At 70.7% G+C, this 25,715-nt stretch carries 23 protein-coding genes and 1 tRNA gene; 9 read left to right on the top strand and 15 right to left on the bottom strand.

Annotation, left to right across the window (positions count from 1 at the left end; all coding sequences use genetic code 11):
* Positions 1–7: 7 nt before the first annotated feature.
* From fabF to Sru01_RS23940, 8 genes are all read right to left on the bottom strand, one after another.
* A complete protein-coding gene (fabF, locus tag Sru01_RS23975; RefSeq protein ID WP_203990013.1) occupies positions 8–1,240 on the bottom strand; it encodes a beta-ketoacyl-ACP synthase II in 1,233 nt (410 codons plus the stop codon).
* Between the two features lie 86 nt (positions 1,241–1,326).
* Complete coding sequence (locus tag Sru01_RS23970) at positions 1,327–1,566, bottom strand: acyl carrier protein (RefSeq protein ID WP_203990012.1); 240 nt, start codon at positions 1,564–1,566, stop codon at positions 1,327–1,329.
* 71 nt (positions 1,567–1,637) lie between these two features.
* The gene (locus Sru01_RS23965; RefSeq protein WP_203990010.1) at positions 1,638–2,594 is read right to left on the bottom strand and encodes a beta-ketoacyl-ACP synthase III; all 957 of its coding nucleotides are present in this window, start codon (positions 2,592–2,594) and stop codon (positions 1,638–1,640) included.
* Positions 2,591–3,523, bottom strand: a complete 933-nt coding sequence (locus tag Sru01_RS23960; RefSeq protein WP_203990008.1) for an ACP S-malonyltransferase — start codon at positions 3,521–3,523, stop codon at positions 2,591–2,593. Before Sru01_RS23960 ends, Sru01_RS23965 begins: the two co-directional genes overlap by 4 nt.
* 125 nt (positions 3,524–3,648) lie before the next feature.
* Complete coding sequence (locus tag Sru01_RS23955) at positions 3,649–4,758, bottom strand: PucR family transcriptional regulator (RefSeq protein WP_203990046.1); 1,110 nt, start codon at positions 4,756–4,758, stop codon at positions 3,649–3,651.
* A gap of 104 nt (positions 4,759–4,862) precedes the next feature.
* Positions 4,863–5,312, bottom strand: coding sequence for a DUF350 domain-containing protein (locus tag Sru01_RS23950; protein ID WP_203990006.1), 450 nt, complete (start codon positions 5,310–5,312; stop codon positions 4,863–4,865).
* Positions 5,313–5,350: 38 nt separating this feature from the next.
* Entirely contained in the window at positions 5,351–6,505 is a 1,155-nt protein-coding gene (locus Sru01_RS23945; RefSeq protein ID WP_203990004.1) for a glutathionylspermidine synthase family protein, read from the bottom strand.
* A 1-nt stretch (position 6,506) separates the two neighbouring features.
* On the bottom strand, positions 6,507–6,845 hold the full coding sequence (locus Sru01_RS23940; protein WP_239137687.1) for a hypothetical protein: 339 nt from the start codon (positions 6,843–6,845) through the stop codon (positions 6,507–6,509).
* Between the two features lie 430 nt (positions 6,846–7,275).
* Here Sru01_RS23940 and Sru01_RS23935 point away from each other — a divergent pair, with 430 nt between their 5' ends.
* Positions 7,276–8,001, top strand: a complete 726-nt coding sequence (locus Sru01_RS23935; protein ID WP_203990002.1) for a helix-turn-helix transcriptional regulator — start codon at positions 7,276–7,278, stop codon at positions 7,999–8,001.
* Between the two features lie 54 nt (positions 8,002–8,055).
* Here Sru01_RS23935 and aceE read toward each other — a convergent pair whose 3' ends face one another.
* Positions 8,056–10,812, bottom strand: a complete 2,757-nt coding sequence (gene aceE / locus Sru01_RS23930; RefSeq protein WP_373869541.1) for a pyruvate dehydrogenase (acetyl-transferring), homodimeric type — start codon at positions 10,810–10,812, stop codon at positions 8,056–8,058.
* 530 nt (positions 10,813–11,342) lie between these two features.
* On the opposite strand from aceE, the gene Sru01_RS23925 reads away from it, so the two are divergent.
* The 6 genes from Sru01_RS23925 to Sru01_RS23900 all read left to right on the top strand — a co-directional run bounded on the left by Sru01_RS23925 (position 11,343) and on the right by Sru01_RS23900 (position 14,483).
* Complete coding sequence (locus Sru01_RS23925) at positions 11,343–11,750, top strand: YjbQ family protein (protein ID WP_203990000.1); 408 nt, start codon at positions 11,343–11,345, stop codon at positions 11,748–11,750.
* Between the two features lie 134 nt (positions 11,751–11,884).
* Positions 11,885–12,313 (top strand): DUF3052 domain-containing protein, encoded by a 429-nt coding sequence (locus Sru01_RS23920; RefSeq protein ID WP_203989999.1) that lies wholly within the window; start codon positions 11,885–11,887, stop codon positions 12,311–12,313.
* An 88-nt stretch (positions 12,314–12,401) separates the two neighbouring features.
* The gene (locus tag Sru01_RS23915; RefSeq protein ID WP_203989997.1) at positions 12,402–12,863 is read left to right on the top strand and encodes a peroxiredoxin; all 462 of its coding nucleotides are present in this window, start codon (positions 12,402–12,404) and stop codon (positions 12,861–12,863) included.
* 123 nt (positions 12,864–12,986) lie between these two features.
* Positions 12,987–13,253, top strand: a complete 267-nt coding sequence (locus Sru01_RS23910) for a hypothetical protein (RefSeq protein ID WP_239137686.1) — start codon at positions 12,987–12,989, stop codon at positions 13,251–13,253.
* Positions 13,254–13,358: 105 nt separating this feature from the next.
* Positions 13,359–14,393: an ROK family protein gene (locus Sru01_RS23905; protein WP_239137685.1), complete on the top strand. Its 1,035-nt coding sequence runs from the start codon at positions 13,359–13,361 to the stop codon at positions 14,391–14,393.
* 15 nt (positions 14,394–14,408) lie between these two features.
* Positions 14,409–14,483, top strand: a tRNA-Val gene (locus Sru01_RS23900).
* An 88-nt stretch (positions 14,484–14,571) separates the two neighbouring features.
* On the opposite strand, the gene Sru01_RS23895 is transcribed toward Sru01_RS23900, so the two are convergent.
* The 4 genes from Sru01_RS23895 to Sru01_RS23880 form a co-directional block, all read right to left on the bottom strand.
* Positions 14,572–15,696, bottom strand: a complete 1,125-nt coding sequence (locus Sru01_RS23895) for a tyrosine-type recombinase/integrase (protein WP_203989995.1) — start codon at positions 15,694–15,696, stop codon at positions 14,572–14,574.
* Positions 15,696–15,929 carry a hypothetical protein gene (locus tag Sru01_RS23890; RefSeq protein ID WP_203989994.1) on the bottom strand — a complete coding sequence of 78 codons (234 nt, stop codon included), beginning with the start codon at positions 15,927–15,929 and terminating at the stop codon, positions 15,696–15,698. Before Sru01_RS23890 ends, Sru01_RS23895 begins: the two co-directional genes overlap by 1 nt.
* A 105-nt stretch (positions 15,930–16,034) precedes the next feature.
* Positions 16,035–17,240 (bottom strand): IS256 family transposase, encoded by a 1,206-nt coding sequence (locus Sru01_RS23885; RefSeq protein ID WP_203990040.1) that lies wholly within the window; start codon positions 17,238–17,240, stop codon positions 16,035–16,037.
* Positions 17,241–18,035: 795 nt separating this feature from the next.
* The gene (locus tag Sru01_RS23880; protein ID WP_203989993.1) at positions 18,036–20,075 is read right to left on the bottom strand and encodes a cellulose binding domain-containing protein; all 2,040 of its coding nucleotides are present in this window, start codon (positions 20,073–20,075) and stop codon (positions 18,036–18,038) included.
* Between the two features lie 619 nt (positions 20,076–20,694).
* Here Sru01_RS23880 and Sru01_RS23875 point away from each other — a divergent pair.
* A complete protein-coding gene (locus Sru01_RS23875) occupies positions 20,695–21,741 on the top strand; it encodes a LacI family DNA-binding transcriptional regulator (RefSeq protein WP_239137684.1) in 1,047 nt (348 codons plus the stop codon).
* A gap of 471 nt (positions 21,742–22,212) precedes the next feature.
* Here Sru01_RS23875 and Sru01_RS23870 read toward each other — a convergent pair whose 3' ends face one another.
* A complete protein-coding gene (locus Sru01_RS23870; protein WP_203989992.1) occupies positions 22,213–22,923 on the bottom strand; it encodes a response regulator in 711 nt (236 codons plus the stop codon).
* Positions 22,920–24,041 (bottom strand): sensor histidine kinase, encoded by a 1,122-nt coding sequence (locus Sru01_RS23865; protein WP_203989991.1) that lies wholly within the window; start codon positions 24,039–24,041, stop codon positions 22,920–22,922. Before Sru01_RS23865 ends, Sru01_RS23870 begins: the two co-directional genes overlap by 4 nt.
* Before the next feature lie 87 nt (positions 24,042–24,128).
* On the opposite strand from Sru01_RS23865, the gene Sru01_RS23860 reads away from it, so the two are divergent.
* Positions 24,129–25,673, top strand: a complete 1,545-nt coding sequence (locus tag Sru01_RS23860) for a serine hydrolase domain-containing protein (RefSeq protein ID WP_203989990.1) — start codon at positions 24,129–24,131, stop codon at positions 25,671–25,673.
* Positions 25,674–25,715: the final 42 nt, after the last annotated feature.

Here is a 25,715-nt window from a genome sequence, read left to right as displayed (position 1 = left end):
CTTCGGATCAGACGCTGGTGAAGGCGACGGCGACGTTGTGGCCGCCGAACCCGAACGAGTTGTTGATCGCGGCGATCTGGCCCTGGGGGAGCGGGCGCGGCTGGTCGAGGACCACGTCCACCTCGACCCCCTCGTCGAGGTTCTCCACGTTGACGGTGGGCGGCACCACGCGCTCCTGCAGCGCCTTGATGGTGAAGATCGACTCGATGCCGCCCGCCCCGCCGAGCAGGTGGCCGGTCATCGACTTGGTGGACGTGACGAGCGGGTGGTCGCCGATGACGTCGCGGATGGCGATGGTCTCCACGACGTCGCCGGCCGGGGTGGAGGTGGAGTGCGCGTTGACGTGCCGGATGTCGGCGCCGGTCAGGCCGGCGTCGGCCAGCACCCGGCGGGCGACGGCCCGCAGCCCGGCACCGGTCGGCTCGGGCTGCGCGATGTGGTGGGCGTCACCGGAGTAGCCGATGCCGGCCGCGGTGGCGTACACCCGTGCGCCGCGCGCCAGGGCGTGCTGCTCGGACTCCAGGACGATGATGCCCGCCCCCTCGCCGAGCACGAACCCGTCCCGGTCGCGGTCCCACGGCCGGGACGCGTGGGCGGGGTCGTCGTTTCGGGTGGACATGGCGCGCATCGCCGCGAACGAGCCGATGTTGAGGGGGTGGATGGCCGCCTCGGTGCCGCCCGCGACCACGACGTCCGCCCGGCCGCTGCGGATCATGTCCATCGCGTAGCCGATGGACTCGGCGCCGGTGGCGCAGGCGCTGACGGTGGCGTGCACGCCCGCGGTGGCGCCGATCTCGATGCCGATCCAGCCGGCCGAGCCGTTCGGCATCAGCATCGGGACGGTGAACGGCGACAGCCGCTGCCAGCCCTTCTCCTTGTAGACGTCGTAGGCCGCCAGGATCGTGGTGATGCCGCCGATGCCGCTGCCGACCACGACGCCCAGCCGGTCCGGCGCGACCTTCGGCGCACCGGCGTCCTGCCAGGCCTCGCGGGCCGCGATCAGGGCGAACTGCTCGGCCCGGTCCAGCCGCCGCGACTCGGGCCTGGGCAGCACCTCGGTGGGCTCCACGGCGGCCCGCGCCGCGAACTTCACCGGCAGGGTGTCGACCCACTCTTCGGTGAGCGAGGCGACGCCGGTCCGTCCGGCCAGGAGCGCCGACCAGGTCGATGCGACGTCTCCACCGAGTGGCGTTGTCGCGCCGAGCCCGGTGACAACGACGCGTACCCGATCCGTACTCACTTGATGCGCTCCTTGTGTTCGACGCGAGGCACGCCCGTGCGTGCCGGCCCGTGGGACGCCCGGCGGGGCCGGACGCCCCCGGGCGGTCAGTTCTGGATGAAGTTGACGACGTCCTTGACGGTCTTCAGGTGCTTGAGCTGGTCGTCGGGGATCTCGACACCGAACTCGTCCTGGGCGGCGACGGCGATCTCGACCATGGACAGCGAGTCGATGTCGAGGTCGTCCACGAAGCTCTTCTCCGGGGTGACCTCGGCGGCCGGAATGCCGGTGATCTCGTTGATGATCTTGCCCAGGCCCGCGAGGATCTCCTGCTCGGTCACTGCCATGTCGCGATTTCTCCTTTATCGGATTCTTCTCTTTGGGTGTACGGCGAGCCGTGCGGGCCTTCCGTACAGGATCAGGGGATCTCGACCACTTGGCCGGCGTAGGTGAGGCCGGCGCCGAAGCCGAGCAGCAGGGCGAGGTCGCCCGACCGCACCTCACCGCGCTCGATCATGCGGCTGAGCGCCAGCGGGATCGACGCCGCGGAGGTGTTGCCGGCCAGCACGATGTCCTTGGCGATCACCGCCTGCTCGGCGCCCAGCCGGCGGGCGATGGCCTCGATGATGCGCAGGTTGGCCTGGTGCGGGACGAAGGCGGCGAGCTCGGAGGGATGCACGCCGGCTCGCTCGCAGGCCTCCTTGGCGACCGGGTGCAGCGCGGTTGTGGCCCAGCGGAACACCGTCTGGCCCTCCTGCTGCAGGAAGGAGTCGCGGTCGCGGACGATGATGGCGTCGGACCGGTCGCCGGAGCTGCCCCACACCACCGGGCCGATGCCCGGCGTCTCGGCCGGGCCGACCACGGCGGCGCCGGCGCCGTCCGCGAAGATCACGCAGGTGGCGCGGTCGGTCCAGTCGACCCACTGCGACAGCTTCTCGGTGCCCACGACCAGCACGTTGGTCGCCGAGCCGGCCCGCACCGCGTCGCCGGCCGCGGCCAGCGCGTAGCAGAAGCCGGCGCAAGCCGCGTTGACGTCGAAGGCGCCGGGCGCGCCGATGCCGAGCCGGTGCGCCACCCGGGCGGCGGCGTTCGGGATCTGCGCCTCGAGCGTGCAGGTGGCCACCACCACCAGGTCGATGTCGCCGGCCGACAGCCCGCTGGCGGCCAGCGCCTTGCCGCCCGCCTGTACCGCGATGTCGACGTCGGTCTCCTCGGGGCCGGCGATCCGGCGCTCCTTGATGCCGACCCGGCTCTGGATCCACTCGTCGCTGGTGTCGATCGTCTTGGCCAGGTCGTCGTTGGTGACGACGCCGGCCGGCTGGTAGCCGCCGAACGCGAGCACCTTGGCGCCGGGGGCGCCGCGCTGGATCCTCACTGGGCGGTCTCCTTGCCGATCGCCGCGCGGGCGGCGTCCAGGTCGTCGGGGGTCTTCAGCGCGACCGTCGCCACGCCGGGCATCGCGCGGCGGGCCAGCCCGGCCAGCGTGCCGCCGGGCAGCAGCTCGATCATCGTGGTGGCGCCGAGCCCGGTCATGGTGGCCATGCACCGATCCCAGCGGACCGGCCGGGCGACCTGGTCGACCAGCCGCTCGACGAACGCGGCCCCGGAGGAGACGGCGGCGCCGTCGGCGTTGGACAGCAGCGTCACCCGCGGGTCGCCCGGGGTGACCGCGGCGGCCTCGGCGCGCAGGTGCTCGACCGCGGGGGCCATGTGGTGGGTGTGGAAGGCGCCGGCGACCGACAGCGGCCGCAGCCGGGCGCGGGCCGGCGGCTCGGCGGCGAACGCCGCCAGCTGCTCCAGCGTGCCCGCGGCGACGATCTGGCCGGCGCCGTTGATGTTGGCCGGGGTCAGTCCGTGCCGCTCGATGGCGGCCAGCACCTCGTCCTCGTCGCCGCCGAGGACGGCGGTCATGCCGGTGCCGGTGACCGCGGCGGCCTTGGCCATGGCGAGCCCGCGCTGGCGGACCAGGGCGACGGCCTCCTCGGGGGCGAGCACTCCGGCGACGGCGGCGGCGGTGAACTCACCGACGCTGTGGCCGGCCGCGAGCCGGAAAGGCGGGGGATCGGCGGGCGCGGCGGCCAGGAGCGCCTCCGCCACCGCGAGCCCGGCGGCTACCAGCAGTGGCTGCGCGACCGCGGTGTCGCGGATCTCCTCCGCGCCCGCGGTGGTGCCGTACGAGATCAGATCGAGGCCGGCGATCTCCGACCACGCCGACAGCCGGTCCCGCAGGCCGGGTATCTCGAGCCATGGGGACAGGAAGCCGGGAGCCTGGGCGCCTTGGCCGGGAGCGACGATGACGAGCACAAAATCCACCATGCCCTGTAGGAGTTCACCACACCGCTAATGATCCGTACGAACTTTGTCAGTCGGTCTTTGTAGGAAACCTCCAGGGGAGATTTCCGGACGGTTACCGAAACCCCGGCGTGCGGTCAGCTGACGCCCGTCTCCGCCAGCCGGCCGAGGATCAACCCGACCTGCAGCGTGAAGGCGGACCGGCCTTCGGTGGGCAGGTAGCCCGTCAGCTCTGTGATCTTCTTCAAACGGTAACGCACCGTGTTCGGATGGACGAACAACAGACGCGCCGTGGCTTCCAAAGATGTCCCCTGTTCCAGGTAGGTGGCGAGCGTGTCGAGCAGCGGGGTGCCCTCCAGCGGGCGGTAGACCGTCTCCACCAGTTGCTGCCGGGCGTCCTCGTCGCCGTCGATGGCCCGCTCGGCCAGCAGGTCCTCGGCCAGGACCGGCCGCGGCGCGTCCGGCCAGCCCACCGCGGCCCGCAGGCCGGCGGTGGCCGCCCGCGCCGAGCGGGCCGCCGCGTGCAGGTCGGGCACCTCCGGGCCGATGACGACCGGGCCGGGCCCGAACCGGGGCACCACGTGCCGGGCGGCGTCCCTGATGCTGTCGGCGCCGCCCACGATGACGATCAGCCGGTCGCCCTGCACGCCGGCCAGCAGGTCCTGGCCGAGGCGGCGGCCCTTGTCGCGCATGCCGTCGATGAGCGTCTGCGGGTCGGCGTCCGGGGCGTACCCGGCGAGCACCACGACGGGGGAGGACGTCCAGCCGAGCGCCGCCGCCCACGAGTGCAGCCCGTCGTCCACCTCGCCGCGCACCAGGGCGTCCACGATGAGCGCCTCCAGCCGGGCGTCCCAGGCGCCGCGCACCTCCGCCTCCCGCGCGTACACGTGGGCGGCGGCGAACGCCACGTCCCGGGTGTAGCGGAGCATGGCCTGGCGCAGCACCTCCTCCCCGCCGGGGGCGGCCAGCTCGGAGACCTTGGCCTCCACGACCTCCACGACGATGCGCACCAGGTCGACGGTCTGCTGCAGCGACACCGAGCGCTTGAGCTCGCGCGGGGCGGTGCCGAATATCTCGATGCTCGGCACCGGCCGGACCTCGTCGGCGTGCTGGAACCACTCCACGAACGCCGCGATGCCCGCCTGGGCCACCAGACCCACCCACGAGCGGTCCTCGGCCGACAGCGCCCGGTACCACGGCAGCCGCTCGTCCATGCGCGCCATGGCGGCGGTGCCCAGGCTGCCCATGGCGCGCTCCAGCCGCCGCGCCGTGTCCTCGCGTACCCGGTCGTTCACCCCCCTAGGGTGCCAGGTCAGCGGGAGTGCGAGCGCCGCGGGCGGCCGGTCGGGGGCTAGATGACCGCGACCGCGGTGATGACGCCGATGGTCAGGTGCGTGACCGACAGCAGGACGGTGCCCGGCTCCAGCTCCGGCTCGGTGACCAGCCGGCGCATCGAGATGCCCGCCACCCGGTCGAACAGCAGCGTGCCGGCCGTCTGCACCGCGATCCCGGTCAGCCCGAACACCAGCGCCGACAGCAGGCCCTCATGGAGCACGCCGCCGGCCGACCAGATCGACGCGGCGACGATGAGGCCGACCGCGGCGGCCCCGGAGCCGGCCAGCAGCGCGGCGTTGGGGTTGCGGTCCTGCTGGATGACCTTGCTGAGCCGTCCGGGCACGGTCAGGTCGACGACGTAGAAGCCGGCGACCAGCAGCGCGACGCCGAGGAGCGCGTAGGCGAGGATGGCCAGGGCGCCCCGGCCGAGCGCCTCGGCGAGCGGGGCGGCGAGCGCGACGGTCATGTGGATCTCCTTGTGCGGGGGGCGGGGACGGCGGCCGGTCAGGACGCGACGCGGTGCGGGACGAACGAGGAGGAGTCATCGGTGATCAGGCCGGCGGTCTCCCGGATGCCCAGGCCGGCCGCCTCGTCGCCCACGACCCAGGCGCCGAGCACCGGGCGGCCGCCGCCGAAGTCGGGCAGCGGGCGGAACTCCTGGTAGACGTGGCCTTCGGCGCCGTACTCGCCGGGAGTGCGCAGCGAGCCGCCGGGGGTGACCACGCTCATGCCGGCGCCCTCCCGGCCGAGCAGCGGCTTGACGATGTAGGAGTCCAGGCCGCGCGGGCCGTCGAGGTGGGCGGGCAGCAGGTTCGGATGGCCGGGGTACATCTCCCAGAGCACGGCGAGCAGCGCCTTGTTCGACAGCAGCATCTTCCACAGCGGCTCGATCCAGGTCATGGAGACCTGCCCGGCCACGGCGCGCGGCCCGAACGGGTCGGCGACCGCCCACTCCCACGGGTACAGCTTGCACAGCGTGCGGACCACCCGGTGCTCCAGGTCGACGAACCGGCCGCCCGCCTCGTCCCAGCCGAGGTCCTCCATCGCGATGGCGACCGTGTCCAGGCCGGCCTGCTCGGCGGTCTCCTGAAGGTAGCCGAGCGTCATCGCCTCCTCGCCGGTCTCGTCCATGTTGGTCCAGGCGAAGTGCGCCGGCCCGGTCGGCAGCCGCAACTCCGCCCAGCGGCCGACCAGCCGCTCGTGCAGGGAGTTCCACTGGTCGTCGCCGGGGTGGACGTCCTTCAGCCAGAACCACTGGACCAGCGAGCTCTCCACCAGGCTGGTCGGGGTGTCGGCGTTGTACTCCAGCAGCTTGGCCGGGCCGGTGCCGTCGTAGCGCAGATCGAACCGGCCGTACACGTGCGGGTCGCGCCGCCGCCAGGAGGCGGCCACCGCGGGCGCCGCCCACCCGGGGATGGCGAAGTCGGCGTACCGCCCGGTGGCGATCACGTGCTCCACCGCGGCCAGGCACATCTCGTGCAGCTCCTCGACCTGGCGTTCCAGGTCCAGGACTTCGGCCATGGTGAAGCTGTAGTGCACGGATTCGTCCCAGTACGGCCGGGACAGCCCTTCGGGGTGCGCGGTGCGGTGGTAGGCCAGCCCCTGCGACTCGATGGTCTTCTCCCAGCCGTCCCGCGGCCGGCCGGCGTTCCGGCGCATCTCAGCCGCCCCCGCGGCCGCGGCCGCCGAAGCCGCCGCGCTGGATGACCTTGCCGGACCGGCTGGTGATCCGGGCGCCGCCGGGGCGCACGGTCGTGCCGGCCGTCACCCGGCCGCCCCGGCGCGCCCCGCCGTAGTACCAGGCGTACGCGCCCCGGGAGCCGTAGTAATGGCCGGTGCGGTCGTCGCAGCGGTCGTCGTCCACCACCAGGTACTCCCCGCCGGAGGTCCGGCTGTCCAGGTCCACGCAGTCGGCGGTGACCCGCTCGGCGAAGGGGTCCTGGACGGCGCAGGCGCCGACCACGAGGGTGGAGAGCAGGCCGATGGTCCCGAGGGTCACCGCGCCGGACGACAGCCGTCGTGGCGGGGCGGGCGGCGGCGAGATGTGGCCGGCACGGCCCGGGGGCCTTTGGTGTGAGGATCGGCCGGGGTCCGGGTCGGGTTTCGCCATCAAGTTCCATCTCTCGCAAAGTCAGCACAGCGTACCGGTTCCGCTGGGGGCCAACGCGGAGATGATCGCCAAAGTTTCCATATGCCGGAATTGATCGCATTGTGACAGGTTTTCCGGCGGTCGCCCGCCGGGCGGCGGCGACCACCCGCGCCGGCCCGGCCGCCGGGGGACGTCCGGTGCCGATCTCGCCGGGCCGCTCGCCCGGCGGCCCGCCGGGACCGCCCGCCGGCCCTCGCCCGGCACGAAAACGCCGTGCCCGCCGGCGAATCGGTGCGCCGCGCGGCGCCGGATCCCCGCCCGCGCGGCGTAACGTCGGGGGGTGAACCGTACCGATCGGCTCAATGCCCTCGTCGAGGAGTTGCGCGCGATCTCCCCCCGGTGCCGGTCCGCCCGCGATCTCGGCGCGCGGTTCGGGGTGAGCGCCCGCACCATCGAGCGGGACGTGGCCGGCCTGCAACGGGCCGGCGTCCCCATCTACGCCGAGGCGGGCCCGCGCGGCGGCTACGCCATCGACCCCGCGGCCCCGGTGCCACCGGTCGCCTTCACCCCCGCCCAGGCGGTGGCCGTCGCGGTCGCGCTCAGCCAGGCGGCCGGGTCGCCGCTGGCCGGCGACGCCCGCGCCGCGCTGTCCGCCCTGCTGGAGGTGCTGCCGGCGGCGGCCGGGCAGCGGGCCCGCGACCTGGCCGGCCGGGTACGGCTGCTCGGCGACGCGGCGGAGGCGGAGGCGGCCGCCGAGGCGCGCGCGGCCATCGCCCGGGTGGTCGCCGAGGCGCTGCGGCACCGGCGGGTGCTGCGGCTCACCTACAACGACCGGTCCGGCGCGGCCACCGAGCGCGACGTGGAACCCGGCGTCTTCGCCGGCGGCCGGGGCGGCTTCTGGTACCTGGTGGGCTGGTGCCGATTACGGCGGGACGTCCGGGTCTTCCGGCTGGACCGGATCACCAGCGCCGGCCTCACCGCCGAGACCGCCGCCGAGCGCCGCGAGCTGGCCGAGGCCGCGATCGACGTGCCCGAGCTGATCGCCCGCGACACCGGGCAGGCCTGAACACGCCGCCGGCCCCCGCGCCGGACGCGCGGGGGCCGGTGATCGCCTTGAGGGTCAGACCCCCATGGACTGCGTCTCGTTGCTCTCCGGGGCCGGCTGGGCGACGACCTCGGTCACACCGTTCTTCAGGTGGTAACGGGCGATGGCCTCGCGCAGCACCTCGGGCTTCAGCTCGCCCCGCCGCACCAGCTCGGTGAGCACGGCCAGCGTGATCGACGCGGCGTCCACGTGGAAGTGGCGGCGCAGCGCCGAGCGGGTGTCGGACAGGCCGAAGCCGTCGGTGCCGAGCGACGCCCAGTCGCCGGGCACCCACCGGGAGATCTGGTCGGGCACCGCGCGCATGTAGTCGCTGACCCCGACGAACGGCCCCGGCACGTCGGTGAGCAGCCGGGTGACGTAGGGCACCCGCCGCTCGGCCTCGGGATTGAGCAGGTTGTGCTCGTCGCACGCGAGGGCGTCGCGGCGCAGCTCCGACCACGACGGCGCCGACCACAGCGTGGCCGCCACCCCCCAGTCCTCGGCGAGCATCCGCTGCGCCTCGATGGCCCAGCGCCCGGCCACGCCGGACGACAGGATGTTCGCCCGCGGGCCGGACACCTCCGGCGCCTCGGCGAAGCGGTAGAGGCCCTTGAGCACGCCCTGCACGTCCAGGCCCTCCGGCTCGGCCGGCTGCTGGTAGGGCTCGTTGTAGACGGTGAGGTAGTAGAAGACGTCCTCGGGCTGCTCGCCGTACATCCGGCGCAGGCCGTCCCGGACGATGTGCGCGATCTCGAACGCCCACGCCGGGTCGTAGGACACCGCCGCCGGGTTGGTGCTGGCGATCAGCGGGGTGTGGCCGTCCTCGTGCTGCAGGCCCTCGCCGTTCAGCGTGGTGCGCCCGGCGGTGGCGCCGAGCAGGAAGCCGCGGCCCATCTGGTCGCCCAGCGCCCACATCTGGTCGGCGGTGCGCTGGAACCCGAACATCGAGTAGAAGATGTAGATCGGGATCATGTGCTCGCCGTGCGTGGCGTACGAGCTGCCCGCGGCGATCATCGATCCCATCGAGCCGGCCTCGCTGATGCCCTCGTGCAGGATCTGGCCCTCGGTCGACTCCTTGTACGACAGCAGCAGGTTGCGGTCGACGGCGTCGTAGGTCTGCCCGTGCGGCGAGTAGATCTTGGCGGTCGGGAACATCGCGTCCAGGCCGAAGGTGCGCGCCTCGTCCGGGATGATCGGTACGAACCGGGCGCCGATCTCCTTGTCCCGCATCAGGTCCTTGAGCAGCCGGACGAACGCCATCGTGGTGGCGACGTTCTGCTTGCCCGACCCCTTGCGCAGGTCGGCGTACACCTTCTCGCCCGGCAGGGCCAGCGGCTTGGCCCGGCTGACGCGCTTGGGCAGGTAACCGCCGAGCGCCGCCCGGCGCTCCCGAAGGTAGGCGATCTCCTCGTCGTTCTCGCCCGGGTGGAAGTAGGGGGGCAGGTCGCCCTCCAGCTCCTTGTCCGGGATCGGCAGGTAGAGGCGGTCGCGGAACTCCTTGAGCTCGGCCTTGGTCATCTTCTTCATCTGGTGTGTGGCGTTGCGCGCCTCGAAGTCCTTGCCCAGCGTCCATCCCTTGATGGTCTGGGCGAGGATGACCGTGGGCTGGCCGACGTGCTCGCGGGCCGCCTTGAACGCCGCGTACACCTTGCGGTAGTCGTGGCCGCCGCGCGACAGCTTGCGGATGTCGTCGTCGGACAGGTGCTCGACCATCTTGCGCAGCCGCGGGTCACCGCCGAAGAAGTTCTCCCGGATGTACTCGCCGGACTCCACCGAGTACGTCTGGAACTGCCCGTCAGGGGTGGTGTTCATCTTGTTGACGAGCACCCCGTCGACGTCGGCGGCGAGCAGCTGGTCCCACTCGCGGCCCCAGACGACCTTGATGACGTTCCAGCCGGCGCCGCGGAAGTACGACTCCAGCTCCTGGATGATCTTCCCGTTGCCGCGGACCGGGCCGTCCAGCCGCTGCAGGTTGCAGTTGATGACGAAGGTGAGGTTGTCCAGCTCCTCGCGGGCGGCCACCCCGATGGCGCCGAGCGACTCGGGCTCGTCCATCTCGCCGTCGCCCAGGAAGCACCACACGTGGCTGCGGCTGGTATCCTTGATCTTCCGGCTGAGCAGGTAGCGGTTGAACCGCGCCTGGTAGATCGCGCCGATCGCCCCGAGGCCCATCGAGACCGTGGGGAACTCCCAGAAGTCGGGCATCAGCCGCGGGTGCGGGTAGGACGGCAGGCCCTTGAACCCGTGCGACAGCTCCTGGCGGAAGGCGTCGAGCTGCGCCTCGTCGAGCCGGCCCTCCAGGAACGCCCGAGCGTAGATGCCCGGCGCGGCGTGACCCTGGATGAAGACCTGGTCGCCGGACTCGCCGTGGTCCTTGCCGCGGAAGAAGTGGTTGAAGCCCACCTCGTACAGCGAGGCCGCCGAGGCGTAGGTGGCGATGTGGCCGCCCACGTTGGTGCGGGCGTTGGCGCGGGTGACCATGACCGCCGCGTTCCACCGGATGTAGGCGCGGATGCGCCGCTCGACGTACTCGTCGCCGGGGAACCACGGCTCCCGCTCGGGCGGGATGGTGTTGATGTAGTCGGTGCTCCGCAGTCCGGGCACCCCGACCTGGTGCTCGCGGGCCCGTTCGAGCAGGCGCAGCATCAGGTAGCGGGCCCGGGTCCGGCCCTCCGTCTTCACGACGGTGTCAAGCGACTCGAGCCATTCCTGGGTCTCGCTGGGATCGACATCAGGCAACTGGCTGGGTAGCCCGTCACTGATGATCGAGAAACGCTGGCGTCCGGAAGCCACTGGGTCTCGCCTTCCGAGGATGGACTGGTAAGCCTCTTCTTCGTTGTCTAGGTCAGCTCCCATCCTGGCTGCTTACACCGGAAAGTGCATCTCTACCGTCCGGTAACCAAGATGTCCCTGCTGGCAGGGGCGTACACATGGCCTAGACAACCGATGGTAGGACGTTTTTCGCGAATGGCAACAATCCGCGGTGATCCGGGGGTCCGGCCGGGCCGAATCGGGGTGCCTCCGGGGTCGTCCCCGCCCCCTTCGGCCTCCCCCGGCCGGCGGCATGCCAACCGCTCCGCCGGGCCGGTGCCCGCACGAGGATAAGGGGTGGCGCCCTCGCCGGGGACGCCCGGCACCGCCGCGTCCGGCGCAGGTAACGTTTCGGTGTTGTTTTCCCCATCCTCCGGCCGAGGTTCGCCGCCGGCTCTTCTCGCCGCCGGGCCCGCGGGACGAGTCTGGAGGGAACGCGACGAAGGAGGATCCGTTTCCCTGGCCGGATGCGATTGTCCTCCCAGTTCAGCGGGGATCATAAGATCCGTTGGATGAGAACCCAGACGTTCGAGGTGACCACCGGGGCAAAGGAACGGGTGCACGACATCACCCGGCAGTGCGCGGAGTTCGCGCGGTCGTGCGGAGGAGACGGCCTGCTGCATGTCTTCGTCCCGCACGCCACCGCGGGGATCGCCCTGCTGGAGCTGGGCTCCGGCAGCGAAGAGGACCTGCTCGCGGCGCTGGGCGACCTGCTGCCGGCCGACGACCGTTGGCGGCACGCGCACGGGTCGCGCGGCCACGGCCGGTCGCACGTGATGCCGGCGCTGATCCCGCCCTACGCCACCGTCCCGGTACTGGACGGACGGCCGGCGCTGGGGACGTGGCAGTCCATCGCTGTCATCGACCTCAACGTCGACAACCCGGAACGCCATGTACGTTTGTCTTTTTTGTCCAACTAGCAGATAACGGTGCGGAGCACCGCTCGTGGCGACCGTTGACGACGAAGGGTCACAGCGTGTGGACTGTGCCGAAGCGGTCCCGCGAGGGGCCGGCAAGCCGCCCTAGGCGGGTCATCCAAGCAGGAGGGACAAACGTGAGCGCGACCGCGGGTCAGGCGCAGGGCGAGCGCGGCCTGGCCGAGCGACTCGGTCTCAAGCCGGGTCAGGTGGTGCAGGAGATCGGCTGGGACGAGGACTCCGACGAGGAACTCCGCCAGTCGATCGAGGAGCTCACCGGCAACGAGATGGTCGACGAGGACTCCGAGGACGTGGTGGACGTCGTGCTGCTGTGGTGGCGCGACGGCGACGGAGACCTGTTCGACGCCTTGAGCGACGCCATGACCGGGCTGGCCGACGGCGGCCAGATCTGGCTGCTGACTCCCAAGGTGGGCCGGGACGGCCACGTCGAGCCCAGCGACATCGGGGAGGACGCCGCGACGGCGGGCCTCTCGCAGACCAGCAGCGTCAGCGCGGCCCGTGACTGGTCGGGCACGCGCCTGGTGACGCCCAAGGGACGCCGTTAGGCGCCGCTCCTTCTCCTTCGCGCCGCCGTACGGCCGCATCCAGCCGTACGGCCGGACGGTGCGCGCTCGCTCGGCTGAAAGGATCGGCATGGCCGTCGAGGTGGGGGACCGCGCCCCCGACTTCGAACTTCGCGACCAGCACGGCGCCCCGGTACGGCTGTCGGACCTGCGAGGCGGGCCGGTCCTGCTCGTCTTCTATCCGCTCGCCTTCAGCGGCGTCTGCCAGGGCGAGCTGCGCGATGTCCGCGACGGGCTCGCCGCCCCGCTGCCGGGCGGCGTCCGGGTGCTGACCGTCTCGGTCGACTCGATGTTCGCCCAGCGGGCCTGGGCCGACCGGGAGGGCTTCGACTTCCCGATGCTGTCGGACTTCTGGCCGCACGGCGAGGTGGCCCGGGCCTACGGTGTCCTCGACGAGGACCGGGGCGTCGCGGTGCGCGGCACCTTCGTGATCGACGGCGAGGGAGTGGTCCGCTGGAAGGCGGTCCACCCGATACCCTCGGCGCGCGACATCCCCGAGTACCGCCAGGTGCTCGCCGAAATCTTCCAGTGACGTACTGAGGTACGCCGGGCGCCCGCCCGGCGGACGACGGAGGCGGTGGCGACGATGCCCTGCTATCGGTGCGGTGTCCGGCAGACGGACCCGGTACGCGGCGCCAGCCCCTGGCGGCGCGGAGTGCGGCACGAGGCACAGGTGCTGATCTGCCCGTCCTGCCAGCGCGAGCACGACCTCGATCTCGACCTCGACCGGTGCCGGACCTGCGGCTCCAGCAGGCTCATCTGCCGGCTGGGCGAGGTGGAGTGCCGCTCGTGCGGCGCGGTCCGGCCGGCGCGCGTCGCCGACGCCCGGCCCTCGTCGCTGGTGGGCGCCGGCGCGCCGGGCCTTTCGGAGGAGGTCGAGGCGGCGCTCGGCCGGCTGTTCGGCCGCCACCCGGCCCGCTGATCTTTTGACTCCTGCCGATATATCCGGAAAACTGCGCCAGAATGCGCGTGGCGCCCGTAATTACGGCGGACAGCGGCAGGATGTGAGAGGGGAAGGGGGCTCCCCGTGCGGCACTCCACCCACCACGGTCACGTGGTCGCGCTGGACGTCGGCGGCACCACCATGAAGGGTGGGCTGGTGTCGGCCACCGGCCAGGTGCTCATCGCCGAACGGCGGCCCACCCCGCGGGCCGACGGCCCGCTGCGCGTCATCGAGGCCATCCGGGCCTTCACCGGCGAGTTGGCCGCCGCCGGCCCGGGCACCCCGGCCGGCGTCGGCATCGCCGTCCCCGGCCTGGTCACCGCGGACACCGCGGTCTACTCGGCCAACATCGGCTGGAAGGACGTGCCCGCCGCCGACCTCACCGCCCTGCCCCTGCCGGTCCGGCTCGGCCACGACGTGCGTACCGGAGGGCTTGCCGAGAGCGTGCTCGGCGCCGGCCGCGCCGAACGCGACTTCCTCTTCCTGCCCATCGGCACCGGCATCGCCGGCGCCGTCGTGATCGCCGGCGAGCCGTACGGCGGTTCGTCCAGCCGCGGCGGCGAGATCGGCCACGTCCCGGTCTTCCCCGCCGGCGAGCGATGCGCCTGCGGGCAGACCGGCTGCCTGGAGACCTACGCCTCGGCCGCCTCGGTCGCCCGCCGCTACACCGAGCGCCTCAGCCGCGCCACCTCCCTCCACCAGCCCGCCGCCACCTGGGACGCTTACCCGGCCGCCCAGAGCCCCATGGCGCCCGAGACGATGACCGCGGAGCAGGTGGTCGACCTGGCCATGCGCGGCGACCCGGACGCCGCCGCCGTCTGGGACGACGCGCTGGAGGCGCTGTCCATCGCCCTGGCCTCGTACACCCTGCTGCTGGACCCGGCCGCGATCGTCATCGGCGGCGGCCTGGCCGAGGCCGGGGAGGCGCTGTTCGAGCCGCTCGCCGAACGCCTCACCGCCCGGCTGGCCTTCCGCACCGCCCCGCCGCTGCGCCGCGCCGCCCTCGGCGTGCACGCCGGCATGCTCGGCGCCGCGCTCCTCGGCTGGCAGGCCGCCGGCGTCCCCGACGCGGGGTCCACCTGGACCGTCGATGTGCTCAGATCCCCTTCGGTACCGTAGGGTGTAGGCCGACCCGGGCGCTTAGCTCAGCGGTAGAGCACTCGCCTTACAAGCGAGGGGTCACTGGTTCGAACCCAGTAGCGCCCACCAGCCAAAACACCCCCGCCAGAGATCTTCTGACGGGGGTTCCGTGCCATTAGCGTGCCATTAGCTTCGGGATCTCGACGTGTCTCGGAGATCACTCGCCGCCACCGGCTTCCTCGATCATGCTGTTCATCGCATTGGCGATCTTCCGGTCAGCCTGGGCCGTACTGTGCTGATAGATCATCGCGGCCCGTACGCTGTCGTGGCCCATCCGCTCCATGAGATCGCGAAGACTCGCCCCGGACGCCGCCGCGATCGTGTTCCCCGTATGCCGCAGATCATGGAAGTGGAGCCCCGCTAAACCGATCTTGCGGGTGGCGTTCGCCCAGCCGGCCGCGCGGCGGAAGTTGCTCCGCCGGAAGACACCGCCCCGAGCACCGGTGAAGATCAGCGAATCATCGTCCGGACCGGTGTGGTTCGCGAGGTGATGCTCCAGGGCCGGAATGATCACCGAGGGGATCGCGACGGTACGGACGCCTGCCCGCGACTTGGGCGGCCCGATGAGCAGTTCGCCGGAGTCCAGTTCGACGTGCTGTTGCCGAACACTGACGGTTCCCGCCTTCAGGTCCAGGTCCATCCGCCGGAGCGCCGCCACCTCGCCCCATCGCAGGCTCGCGAACGTGGCCAGCAGGACCAGGGCGCGGAGGCGTTCGGGCATCAGGTCGGCGAGCTGGAACACCTGGGGGACCGTGAGCACCGGCCGTTCGTCCGGGTTCTCTTCGCCGGCACCTCGGATCCGACACGGGTTACGCGGGATGATCCGGTCATCGGCCGCGGTCATCAGCACGGCCCGCAGGAACCGGTACGACTTCGCCACCTCGGACGCGCCCACGCCCTTGCCGACGAGGGTCGCCCGCCACTCGCGGACCGTAGCCGTATCGATCTTGCCGAGCGGCACATTGCCGAGATACGGCACGATGAACCGCCGCAGCAGTCCCCGGTAGATCTCGACCGTACGGGGCCGCAGGTTCGTCCGCTCGGTGATCCACTTCTCGGCGTAGTCGACAGTCTTGACCTTGGACCGCTGGGGGTCGGTCCAGTCGCCCGTGACGAGCTTCGCCTCCACCAGCGAAAGCGCCTTGTCCGCGTCGCGCTCGGTGGCGTAGGTGGACTCACCGGTACGTAGACGCCCGTCCGGTCCCGGGTAGCGGATCTGGAAACGGCCGGACGGCAGCTTGCGGATACTGCCGAAGCGCCGGCGTCCTTCCTTGTTCGCCATCAGGCGGCCACCCCCGTTGCCGAAAGATCGTGGATGGGTCGTCCGTCCGCTCGTGCTTGGGCTTGCTGTAGTGCGATGCGCCATCGCTGCCGGTTGGCGATCTCGGTGAGCAGCCGTTCGGCCAGAGATGGCACATCGTCATCGACGGGGGTGACGACGCGCCACAGATACCGGTGCGGGTCGGCGGGGGCCGGCTCGTCGTCGGTTGCCGAAAGGCCGAGCTGTTCGAGCACCCAGGCCCGGCGATCCTGCTTGTGCTCTGAAAGGGTCTTGCCGGACCACTTGCGCGGAGGAGACCGGGTGTGTCAATTTAACGGCTGATCTTGGTTGGCGAGTGGTCAGTTGTTGCCTGGGGTCAGGCGGCCTTCGAAGGCGATCTGGAACGCGTTCAGGGGTGCCTTCCAGCGCATCGTCCACCTTTTGTGGCCCTTGCCCGTCGGGTCCAGGCTCATCAGCGCCATGTAGATGCACTTGAGGGCGGCGGCCTCGTTCGGGAAATGTCCGCGGGCCCGGACGGCCTTGCGGATGCGGGCGTTGACGCTCTCGATCGCGTTCGTGGAGCAGATGACCTTGCGTATCTCGACGTCGAACGACAGGAAGGGCACGAACTCGGCCCAGGCGTCCGACCACAGCTTCACGATCGCCGGATACTTCGTGCCCCAAGACTCCTGGAACTCCAAGAACCGCTCCGTCGCCGCATCCTCGCTGGGTGCGGTGTAGACCGGCCTCAGGGCCCCGGCGACCTTGTCCCAGTCCTGCCGGGCCGCGTAGCGGAACGAATTCCGCAGCAGGTGAACTACGCATGTCTGGACGATTGTGCGAGGCCAGACGTTCTCGACGGCCTGGGGAAGGCCCTTGAGTCCGTCGCAGACCAACATGAGCACGTCGCCCAGGCCGCGGTTCTTCAGCTCGGTGAACACCTGCAGCCAGTACTTCGCGCCCTCGCCGCCGTCGCCGGCCCAGATGCCGAGAATGTCCCGGGTGCCCTCCACGGTCACTGCCATCACGACGTAGATCGGACGGTTCGCGACCTGCCCGTCCCTGATCTTGACGTTGATGGCGTCGACGAACAGGACAGGGTAGACGGGGTCCAAGGGCCGGTTCTGCCACTCGGCCATGCCGTCCATGACCTTGTCGGTGATGGTGGAGATGGTCTGTCTGGACACCTGCGCCCCATAGACCTCGGCCAGGTGCGCGGAGATCTCCCCGTGGGTGAGTCCCTTCGCCGACAGCGACAGCACCATCTCATCGACGCCGGTCAGGCGGCGTTGCCGCTTCTTGACGAGCTGCGGCTCGAAGGTGCCGGCGGTGTCGCGGGGCACCCTCACCTCAACGGGGCCGACATCGGTCAGCACGGTCTTGGCCCGGGTGCCGTTGCGGCTGTTGCCGTTGTTCTTCCCGGCCGGATCATGCTTTTCATAGCCGACGTGGTCGGTGATCTCGCCCTCCAGGGCGGACTCCAGCACCCGCTTGGTCAGCTGCTGCAACAGCCCGCCCTCGCCGGTCAGTTGCAGCCCCTCGTTCCGGGCCCGGTCCACCAGCATCGCAACGAGCTGCTCGTCCGACACCGCACTCGATGGTGCCTGAACCTGCCCGGTCTGCTCGTTCTCCACGGCGGTCTCCGTCATCAGAGGTATCTCCTTGATCATCAGATCCGCCGTTAATTAGACACTCCCGCCACGGTCGAGATCCGAGCTGCTAATGCGGATTGGGTGCGGACGTGCCATGTGCGTGCCAGGGGCCGTGCCATTTCGTGCCAGAAGACGTGATCGAATCGCAGTTCACCGCCATGATCACCGTGCCATTAGCGTGCCATTAGCCCTCGCCCGCACCGCTCGGTCATGATCATGAGCCGGGCGCTGACGCAGGTCATGGACCTGTCCAGCGGATCATGGCTCCTTACAAGCGAGGGGTCACTGGTTCGAACCCAGTAGCGCCCACCTTCGAAAACGCCCCGCCCCCAAGATCGGGGACGGGGCCTGAGTGTCAAACTGCTTGACTAAGCCTCCGGTTTCGTCGGCGGGAAGATGGCGTCCATCGCGGTCGCGCCCTCTGGATCACCGGCCTGATCTGGTGCCGGTAGCCGGTCTCGGTGACCACCGTGTTGGAGTGCCCGACCAGCCGTGAGATGTCTTCGAGCGGGATGTCGTGGTCGGACGGCAGGGATACGAAGCTGTGCCGCAGTTCCCTGGGCGCCCACTCGCGGCCAGAGCCGCCGACATCTTCGCGCTGATTCTGCCGTCGACCAAGGGCTGCAGGCCGGAGCTCGCGTGGCCAGCCGGCGGGACCTCGGCGTGCCGCAGGGCAGGCCGAGGTCCCACCGGTGACCCGATATTCCGTCAGGAAATGGCGCAGCTGACGCCGTTGAGGACGAACTGGTTAGGCTTGCCGGTATTGCCGGTATGGATGGCCTGGAAGCCGATGTCGGTGGATCCGCCTGGTGCGAGCGTCCCGTTGTACGAGACGTTGCGTGCGGAGATCTGACCGCTGGACCCGGTGTAGGTGGCGTTCCAGCCGCTGGTGATGGTCTGCCCGCCAGGAAGTGTGAACGCCAAAGTCCAATTGTTGATCGTTGATGTGCCACGGTTGGTGATGTGGATGCTGGCGGTGAACCCGTCGTTCCAGGAGTTCATCGTGTAGCCCACCTCGCAGGCACCTGACTGGCTCGGCGAAGGTGTGGGCCTCGGCGACGGTGTAGGGGTCGGTGACGGTGTGAGTGACGGTGTGGGCGACGGTGACGGCGACGGTGTGGGGGTCGGGGCCGTGGAGAAGGTGATGTTGGAGACGTAGGAATTGATGTTCCAGCTCGCGTCCGCGTCGGTCGAACTGGTGACGGGCTTGCCCTGGACGGTGAAGTTGGTGAAATGTACGCCGTTGATGTTCACGGTCGACGAACGACCGTGCAGGTTGACGACCTTCTTGACGTCGGAAGAGACGTTGGTGAAGTAGGCGTCGCGGATCGTCGCGGTGTTCTTCACGGTTCGCCAGGAAGGCGGCCGGTCCTCCTGCAGGTCGATCAGGCTGTCGGTGTTCTCCACCCTGACGTTCTCCCACCGGGTGTTCGAGACGACGGCCGTGTCGACCGCGTCGATCACCATTGAGCGTCCCGCCTTCACCACGTCGATGTCGCGGAACACGACCCCGTCCATCGACCGCCCTTCCGTCTTGGTGCCGATCTTCGCGCAGCCGGAATTGCTGTAGCAGACGACATGCTCGTGGACGACGTTCTTGGTGTCGATCGCACCGGCGGTGGTGTCCTCGTTCTTGGTCGCCATGTTGTCGTCCCCGGTGTAGAGGAAGGCGTTGGACAGCAGGCTGTTGGTCGACTCGTCGAAATCCACACCGTCGGTGTTGTTATAACCCGTCGTGGGCCGACAGTTGATCAGCTTGTAGTTCTTGATGGTGATCTTGTCGCTGCGGTAGATGAGCGTGTTCCAGTAGCTGGAGTCACGGACGACCGGGCCGTCGACCTCGATGTTCGAGCTCTGCTCGATCTTCAGCAAGGCCAGATTCAGGCCCTGCGCCCGCAGCGATTTCCCGTTGCCGTCGATGACACCGCGGCCCAGCACTTTCGCGTTGCTGACCTGGTACACCCGCAGGGAGGCGTGCTGCATGCCCTCGATGTTCACCCCGCCGCCGCCGGTGTTGAAGTCCGCCTTGTTGTTCGAGCCGTAGAGGACGGCACCGGCGGCCAGATACAACGTCATGTTGCTTTTCAGCCAGAGCTCGCCGACCAGGTACTTGCCCGCCGGCACGTACAGGATGTTGCGGGTCGCTCCCGACGCGGCGTTGATGGCACTTTGGATGTTGGTCGTGACGAGTGTCCCTCCGGTGTTGTCGACCCCGTAGTCGGCCAGGCTCTTGACGTCGGCGTCTCCCAGGTGCGGCGGATCGGACTCGGGTGCGTCAATAAGGATGAACAGCAGCTCTGCGGAGTCGAACTGGACGATCAAGTAGTTCGGGCCGCTGTCGAAGGTGATGGAGTTGCCGCTTCGGGTGACCGCCAGCTTCCGGCTCTTGGGGCTGACGGTGTAGGAGTTGAAGTTCTGAGCGACGGTGACGGAGAACCTGGCGGTGCCCGCCGCCGCCATCGAGCAGTGCGCGTAGTGCACCTGCATCTCGGGAGCGAACTTGGTCATCTTCTCGACGAACAGCGGGGAGCCGTCCGCCGTGACGGTGTAGAGAGAACTCTTCGTGGCGCCCGGCAGCGAGGGATCGGCGACGCAGCCGCCGGCTGCCAGGCCGGCCGAGTCGTTGCCGGCCGGGCCGCTCGCCGCACTCGCGCCGTATTCCGGCGCCACGAAGGCGGTCGCGCCGACGCCGACGCCGACGGCGAGCAGTGTGCTGATCAATAGCTTCGCCAGAGGTTTGATCTTCACGGGGATTCCTTGTCGTGCGGAAGGCATGGTCTTCGGTCAGGGACCAGTCGACGACCTGGCGGACGCGGTTCAGCCACGCGGAGTCGATGGTGTAGTCGGGCGCCGGGCCGTAGTGGTGCTCCAGGTGATCGGGATCCGGATGCTCTTGTAGCCCCGGGACCGCACCTGGTGGAGCATGGCCTGCGCTCCCGCCGCTGAACCAGCTTGGGCGTAGAAAGTTCCTAGCCGAATAGCTTGAAACATAAAGTAAGAGTTGACCATGTCTCCGTCCACTCGCCAGCGGCGCCGTCAGCCTGCAAGAGTGACTCCGAACCCTGAATCCTGCACCGCACCGGGCCGTTGGTCGGTCGGCGCGACTCGATGACCATTGCCTTTAAGGTCGTTGCCGGGCTGAGGGCCGTTGGATGTATAGAAAGTTTTCTAGTAAACGGCCATGAATGTTTCAAAGCACTTGCGTGCATGATGGTCGCTCCGCGTCCCATCTCGCCCCGGGCCGGCCGACCGGGTCGATCCTCGACCTGAACGCGCAAGATGCCGTCGCGGGCGACGAGTTATTCTTGCGCCGTGAACGGGCCTCCGCGCGGTGCTGACCGCGGGGGCGATGATGAAAGGGGCCAGGTTGTCCTACGCCGAGTCAGGCGGAACCGTCAGTGACCCGGAGCACCCGAAAGGCGACCCGACCCGCCCCGTCACCATCTCCTACATCGCGGAGACGGCCGGAGTGTCGATCCCGACCGTGTCCAAAGTCGTCAACGGCCGTCCCGGCGTGGCCGCTGACACCCGCGCCCGCGTCGAGGCGCTGATCAGCGAGTATGGCTACCGCAAGACCAACCGCAAGAACGTGATGGAGCTCGTCTTCGGTGAGCTTGAGGACATGTGGGGCATGGAGATCATCCGCGGCGTCGAGCGGGTGGCCCGTGAACAGCGCGTCGGAGTCGTGCTGACCGAGTTCGGGCCGCCGCAGGATTCGGTGGGACATCCGATCGGTGACATGCTGGCCCGTCGCCCGGCCTGCGTCGTCACGGTCGCCCAACTGTCGCAGGAGCAGCGTGATGAGTTGCAGGCCAAGGACATCCCGTTCGTGGTCTTCGACCCCACCACCGAACTGCCGGACGGCGTCCCGTACGTCGGCGCGACCAACTGGGCGGGAGGCCGGTCGGCGACCCGCCATCTCGCACAACTGGGACACCGCCGTATAGCGATGATCGCCGGACCTGACCGGATTCTGGGTTGCCGGGCCCGGCTGGACGGCTATCGCTCGGCCCTTGAGGTCGCGGGCCTGTCCGTGGACACCGACCTCGTCGTACGCGCCGAGCTGACCACACAGGGCGGACGGGTGGCTGCGCTCGACCTGCTGAGCGGGCCTGAACGACCCACTGCGATCTTCGCCTGCAATGACCTGCAGGCGCTCGGCGTCTACCAGGCCGCCCGGGAGCTGGGGTTGCGGATACCGGCGGATGTGAGCGTGGTGGGCTTCGACGACCTGCCCGTTGCCGCGCTCGTCGACCCTCCGCTGACCACCGTCCACCAGCCGCTCAACCAGATGGCCGCCGCCGCCACCGAGATGGCGCTCGCCCTGGGGCGTGGTGAGAGGCCACAGATCGGCCTCGAACTGGCCACGACTCTGACGGTTCGAGAGAGCACCTCCTCGCCTGCCGATCAGTGACCGGCGGGCCACCCTCACCGTTTTCAGAATGCACCCGAAATTTTCAAGTACTGATCACGAAACTTTTGGTCGAAGCAAGGGGCTCCGATCGTCCCTTAGCCGTGGAATGCCGCTGTGACGCGTCACGTCGGTCGGACAGGGCGACGACCTCACCGCGCCGGGACTCCTCGACATCATGGCGGTTCACGGCTGTGATGGGACGGCGCCCCGACCGGCCGCAACCAGCCCTACAACTTGAGGAACTGGGCCACCATGTTCTGCACGCTGCGGCCCAACGCGGTCATGGAGAACGACGGCGGGCCGGACGTGCGCTGGGTCGGCAACGAGAACGGCTACGCGCGACCCTCGGAATGGTCGGTCGTTCCGGCCACCGGCGACGCCGCGACCGGCGCCGATTCGATGCTGGTATGGGAGCTTGCCCGCGGGACATCTGGAACGGGTGCGCGCCCCTCGGGAGGTGGATCTCGCAGGTCAGCCGGAGAACGGGTCGTACCGGGTGCTCGGCGGCGGTTCTTCGGCCAGACGGGACTGGTAGCCCGCGATGACGAGCTGGGCGCGGTCCCGGGCGTCGAGTTTGGCCAGCAGCCGTCCGATGTGCGTCTTGAGGGTGGACCGGCTGATGTGCAGGGCGGCCTGGATCTCGCTGTTCGACAGGCCGCGGGTGATGAGCGTCAGGATCTCCCGTTCGCGGGGTGTCACTCCCTCGAGGGATCGGATGGCGGCCGGCCGGCCGGTGAAGGCGGCGATGAGGCGGCGGGTGACGGTGGGAGCGAGCAGTGCCTCACCGGCGGCCACGGTGTGGATCGCGTCGAGCAGCCGGGGCGGGGTGATGTCCTTGAGGAGGAAACCGCTGGCGCCGGCGTGCAGCGCCCGGTAGACGTGGTCATCCAGGTCGAAGGCGGTGAGGACGAGGACCCGGGGCGGGTGCGGGCCGGCGATGAGCTGTGCGGTCGCCGAGATGCCGTCGACGTCGGGCATCCGGACGTCCATGAGAGCGACGTCGGGACGGTGGCCCGCGGCCAGCGCCACGGCCTCGCGTCCGGTGCCCGCCTCGGCGACGACCGTGATGCCGGGGCAGGCGTCGAGCAGGCGGCGTACGGTGGCCCGGTACAGCGGGTCGTCGTCCGCCAGCAGGACGCGGACGTCGTCGCCGGCCGTTCCGGGAAGGGGGGCGCCGGTCATGTCGGGAAGGGCAGGGTGACCCGTACGGCGAAGCCGCCGGTCGGCTCCGGGCCGGTGGTCAGCGTGCCGCCGTGCAGGCCGACGCGTTCCCGCATGCCCACCAGCCCGTGTCCGGCCGCGGTGTCGGCTCGGGGGGCGGTGCCGTCGTCGACCACGCTCAGCGTAAGGGCCTGGTGCGTCGCGGCCACGGTGACGTGGCAGTGCCGTGCGCCGGCGTGCCGGCGCACGTTGGTGAGGGCCTCCTGCAGGATGCGGTAGGCGGATGCCTGCACTGCGGCCGGGACGGCCGGCGGATACGGCCCGTCCACGGTGACCTCCACGCCCGCGGCCCGGGTCGCGTCGACCAGCGCGTCCACGGCGGCCAGGTCGCGCGAGCCGTCCTCGGGGTCACCGGGCGGGGACGGCTCGCGCAGCCCGCCCAGGACGGTCCGGATGTCGGCCAGTGCGCCGCGGCTCACCCGTTCGATGGTGCGCAGCGCGGCGTCCTGCTCGGTGCCCAGGTGGCGAGCCACGGCGGCGTTCATGGCGATGAGGCTGAGGTTGTGCCCGACGACGTCGTGGACGTCCCGGGCGATGCGCAGCCGTTCCTCGGTGACGGCCTGGGCGGTGCGCAGCCGCGAGAGTTCGGCGGCGTGCCGGCGGCGGGTCCGTACCACCCAGGCCAGCGACCACGAGCCCGCGAGGACGACGACGCTGGCCACGCTCACCAGCACCGGAGCGGTGCTGAACGACTCCTCTCCCGGCGCGGCGGGGATGAGGGGGAGCCGGCTCGCGGCGGCTGCGGCGAGCCCGGGAACCAGGATCGCCGCCAGTGCGGCCGCCAGGCCGCGGCCCGCGGCCTGCGCCGATATGAGCGCCACCGGGTACAGCGCGGCGGCGACGGCCCACAGCGTGACCTCCGCCCCCACTCCGGCGAGCGCCGAGACGGCCGCGGCCGCCGCCACGATCGCCAGGACGGGTACCGGCCACCTGCGACGCGCCGCGAGCGGCAGGCCGACGATCCCGGACAGCGCGCAGATCGCCACGCCGGACGCCGGGGTCCGCAGCACCGCGGCGCCGGTCACGGCGACCGCGAGCAGCACGTCGGCCGTGAGCAGGACCCGGCGGGAGATCAGCACGGATGCCACTGTAGCGACGGCCATCTCGCGGGGACGTCGGACGGTGGTCCGATGCGTCGGCGGCCGGCCGCCGCGCAGACTGGCGCGGTGCTGATCCGAATCCTGACCGCGCTGGCCCTCGCCATCCCGGCCGCTCCCACCGCCCCCGTCCGGGATATCACCCCGGCCGCCATCGACGCCGTGGTCCGGTCCTACCGGGAGGCGACCGGCGTGCCGGGGGTCGCGGTCGCGGTCACGCGGGGCCGCACCGTGCTCCATACCGCGGGTTACGGGCGTACCGGGCACGGCGCGGCCGTGACCGACCGCACCGTCATGGCCGTGGCGTCGCTCAGCAAGTCCATGACGGCGCTGGCCGTGCTGCAGCTTGCCGACGCCGGCCGGGTGGCCTTGGACGCACCCGTGCGCGGGTATCTGCCGGAGTTCACGCCGGCGGACGAGCGCGCGGGACGGGTCACCGTGCGACAGTTGCTCAACCACACCTCGGGCCTGTCGGATCGGACGAACCCGTCGTTCAGCGCTCCTGCGGTGCGCAGCCTGCGCGAGGCGGTCGCCGCCATGCGCACCGCTCGCCTGGCCGCCGAGCCGGGCAGCAGGTTCGAGTACCACAATCCGAACTTCCAGCTGGCCGCACGCCTGGTGGAGGTCGTCAGCGGCCGGCCGTTCGACGCCTACCTGCGCGAGCGTCTGTTCAGGCCACTCGGTATGACGGACAGCCGGAGCATCGACACCGCCGACGAACTGCCACCGAGCAGCCGCGGCCACCTGATGGTCGCCGGAACGCCGCTCGCGCTGCCCGAACCGCCGGCCTTCGGCGCCGGATCCGGCGCGGTCCTCAGCACCGCACGCGACATGGCGGCCTGGCTCATCGCCCACAACGACGAGGGCCGCGGACCCGACGGCACACCGGTGGTGTCCGCCGCCGCCATCGCCGAGGTGCACCGGTCGGCCGCCGATGGTCACGGCCTGGGCTGGCAGGCCGACACCAGCGCGTCCGGGACGCCGCTCATCGAGCACGACGGCGACATGATGACGTTCACCGCCTACCAGGCCCTTCTGCCAGGGACCGGGTACGGCGTCGCCGTCATGGCCAACACGGGAACCCTGCACCGCGACGCCCAGACCATCGGCGCCGGCCTCATCGACCTCATCGAAGGACGCACTCCGGCGCGCCCTGGCACTCCTCTGGTCTGGATGGACCTGACGACCTTGGCGCTCGTGCTCGCCGCCGTACCGCTGGGTGCGCGCGGAATCGGCCGGGCCCGCCGCTGGGCCGCCCGCCGCCGCCCCGCCTGGCAGAGCGTCGCCCGGCTCCTGCCCTACCTGCTGCCGCCGGCCCTGCTCGTCGAACTTCACCGCCTGGTGAGCCTGCTCTACCGCGGCCGGGACATCTCCTGGCTGCAGACGGCCTACCTGTATCCGGCGTTCACGCTGCTGCTCGCGGTGACGTCCGGCGCCGGTGTCGCGGTCGTGGCGTGCCGGGTGACGTTTCTCCTGCGGGCCCGGCGCGGTAGGCCCGGACCTGGCGTGGATCCCGCTCGGGCGTACCCGCCGGCCGACGGAGCCCCGTCTCCGGCCTCGGAGAGCGGGGCTCGTGCCACTACCGTGCCGTCGGCCGTCACCGACGGTCCTTGATCGGCCGGTGGTGCCGCCGCGGCGGCACCACCGGGAGGTGGG

The sequence above is a fragment of the Sphaerisporangium rufum genome, assembly GCF_016863395.1.
Taxonomy (GTDB): Bacteria; Actinomycetota; Actinomycetes; order Streptosporangiales; family Streptosporangiaceae; genus Sphaerisporangium; species Sphaerisporangium rufum.
This window is presented reverse-complemented; position numbering and strand designations above follow the sequence as displayed.

Excerpts from the sequence above, each read along its gene's own strand:
- Sru01_RS23945 (WP_203990004.1), bottom strand. The coding sequence starts at position 6,505 with ATGCGCCGGAACGCCGGCCGGCCGCGGGACGGCTGGGAGAAGACCATC.
- Sru01_RS23915 (WP_203989997.1), top strand. The coding sequence starts at position 12,402 with ATGGCCGTCGAGGTGGGGGACCGCGCCCCCGACTTCGAACTTCGCGAC.
- Sru01_RS23885 (WP_203990040.1), bottom strand. The coding sequence starts at position 17,240 with ATGCTGGTGGACCGGGCCCGGAACGAGGGGCTGCAACTGACCGGCGAG.
- Sru01_RS23955 (WP_203990046.1), bottom strand. The coding sequence starts at position 4,758 with ATGGGCAGCCTGGGCACCGCCGCCATGGCGCGCATGGACGAGCGGCTG.
- Sru01_RS23950 (WP_203990006.1), bottom strand. The coding sequence starts at position 5,312 with ATGACCGTCGCGCTCGCCGCCCCGCTCGCCGAGGCGCTCGGCCGGGGC.
- Sru01_RS23895 (WP_203989995.1), bottom strand. The coding sequence starts at position 15,696 with ATGGCGAACAAGGAAGGACGCCGGCGCTTCGGCAGTATCCGCAAGCTG.
- Sru01_RS23925 (WP_203990000.1), top strand. The coding sequence starts at position 11,343 with ATGAGAACCCAGACGTTCGAGGTGACCACCGGGGCAAAGGAACGGGTG.
- Sru01_RS23970 (WP_203990012.1), bottom strand. The coding sequence starts at position 1,566 with ATGGCAGTGACCGAGCAGGAGATCCTCGCGGGCCTGGGCAAGATCATC.
- Sru01_RS23870 (WP_203989992.1), bottom strand. The coding sequence starts at position 22,923 with ATGACCGGCGCCCCCCTTCCCGGAACGGCCGGCGACGACGTCCGCGTC.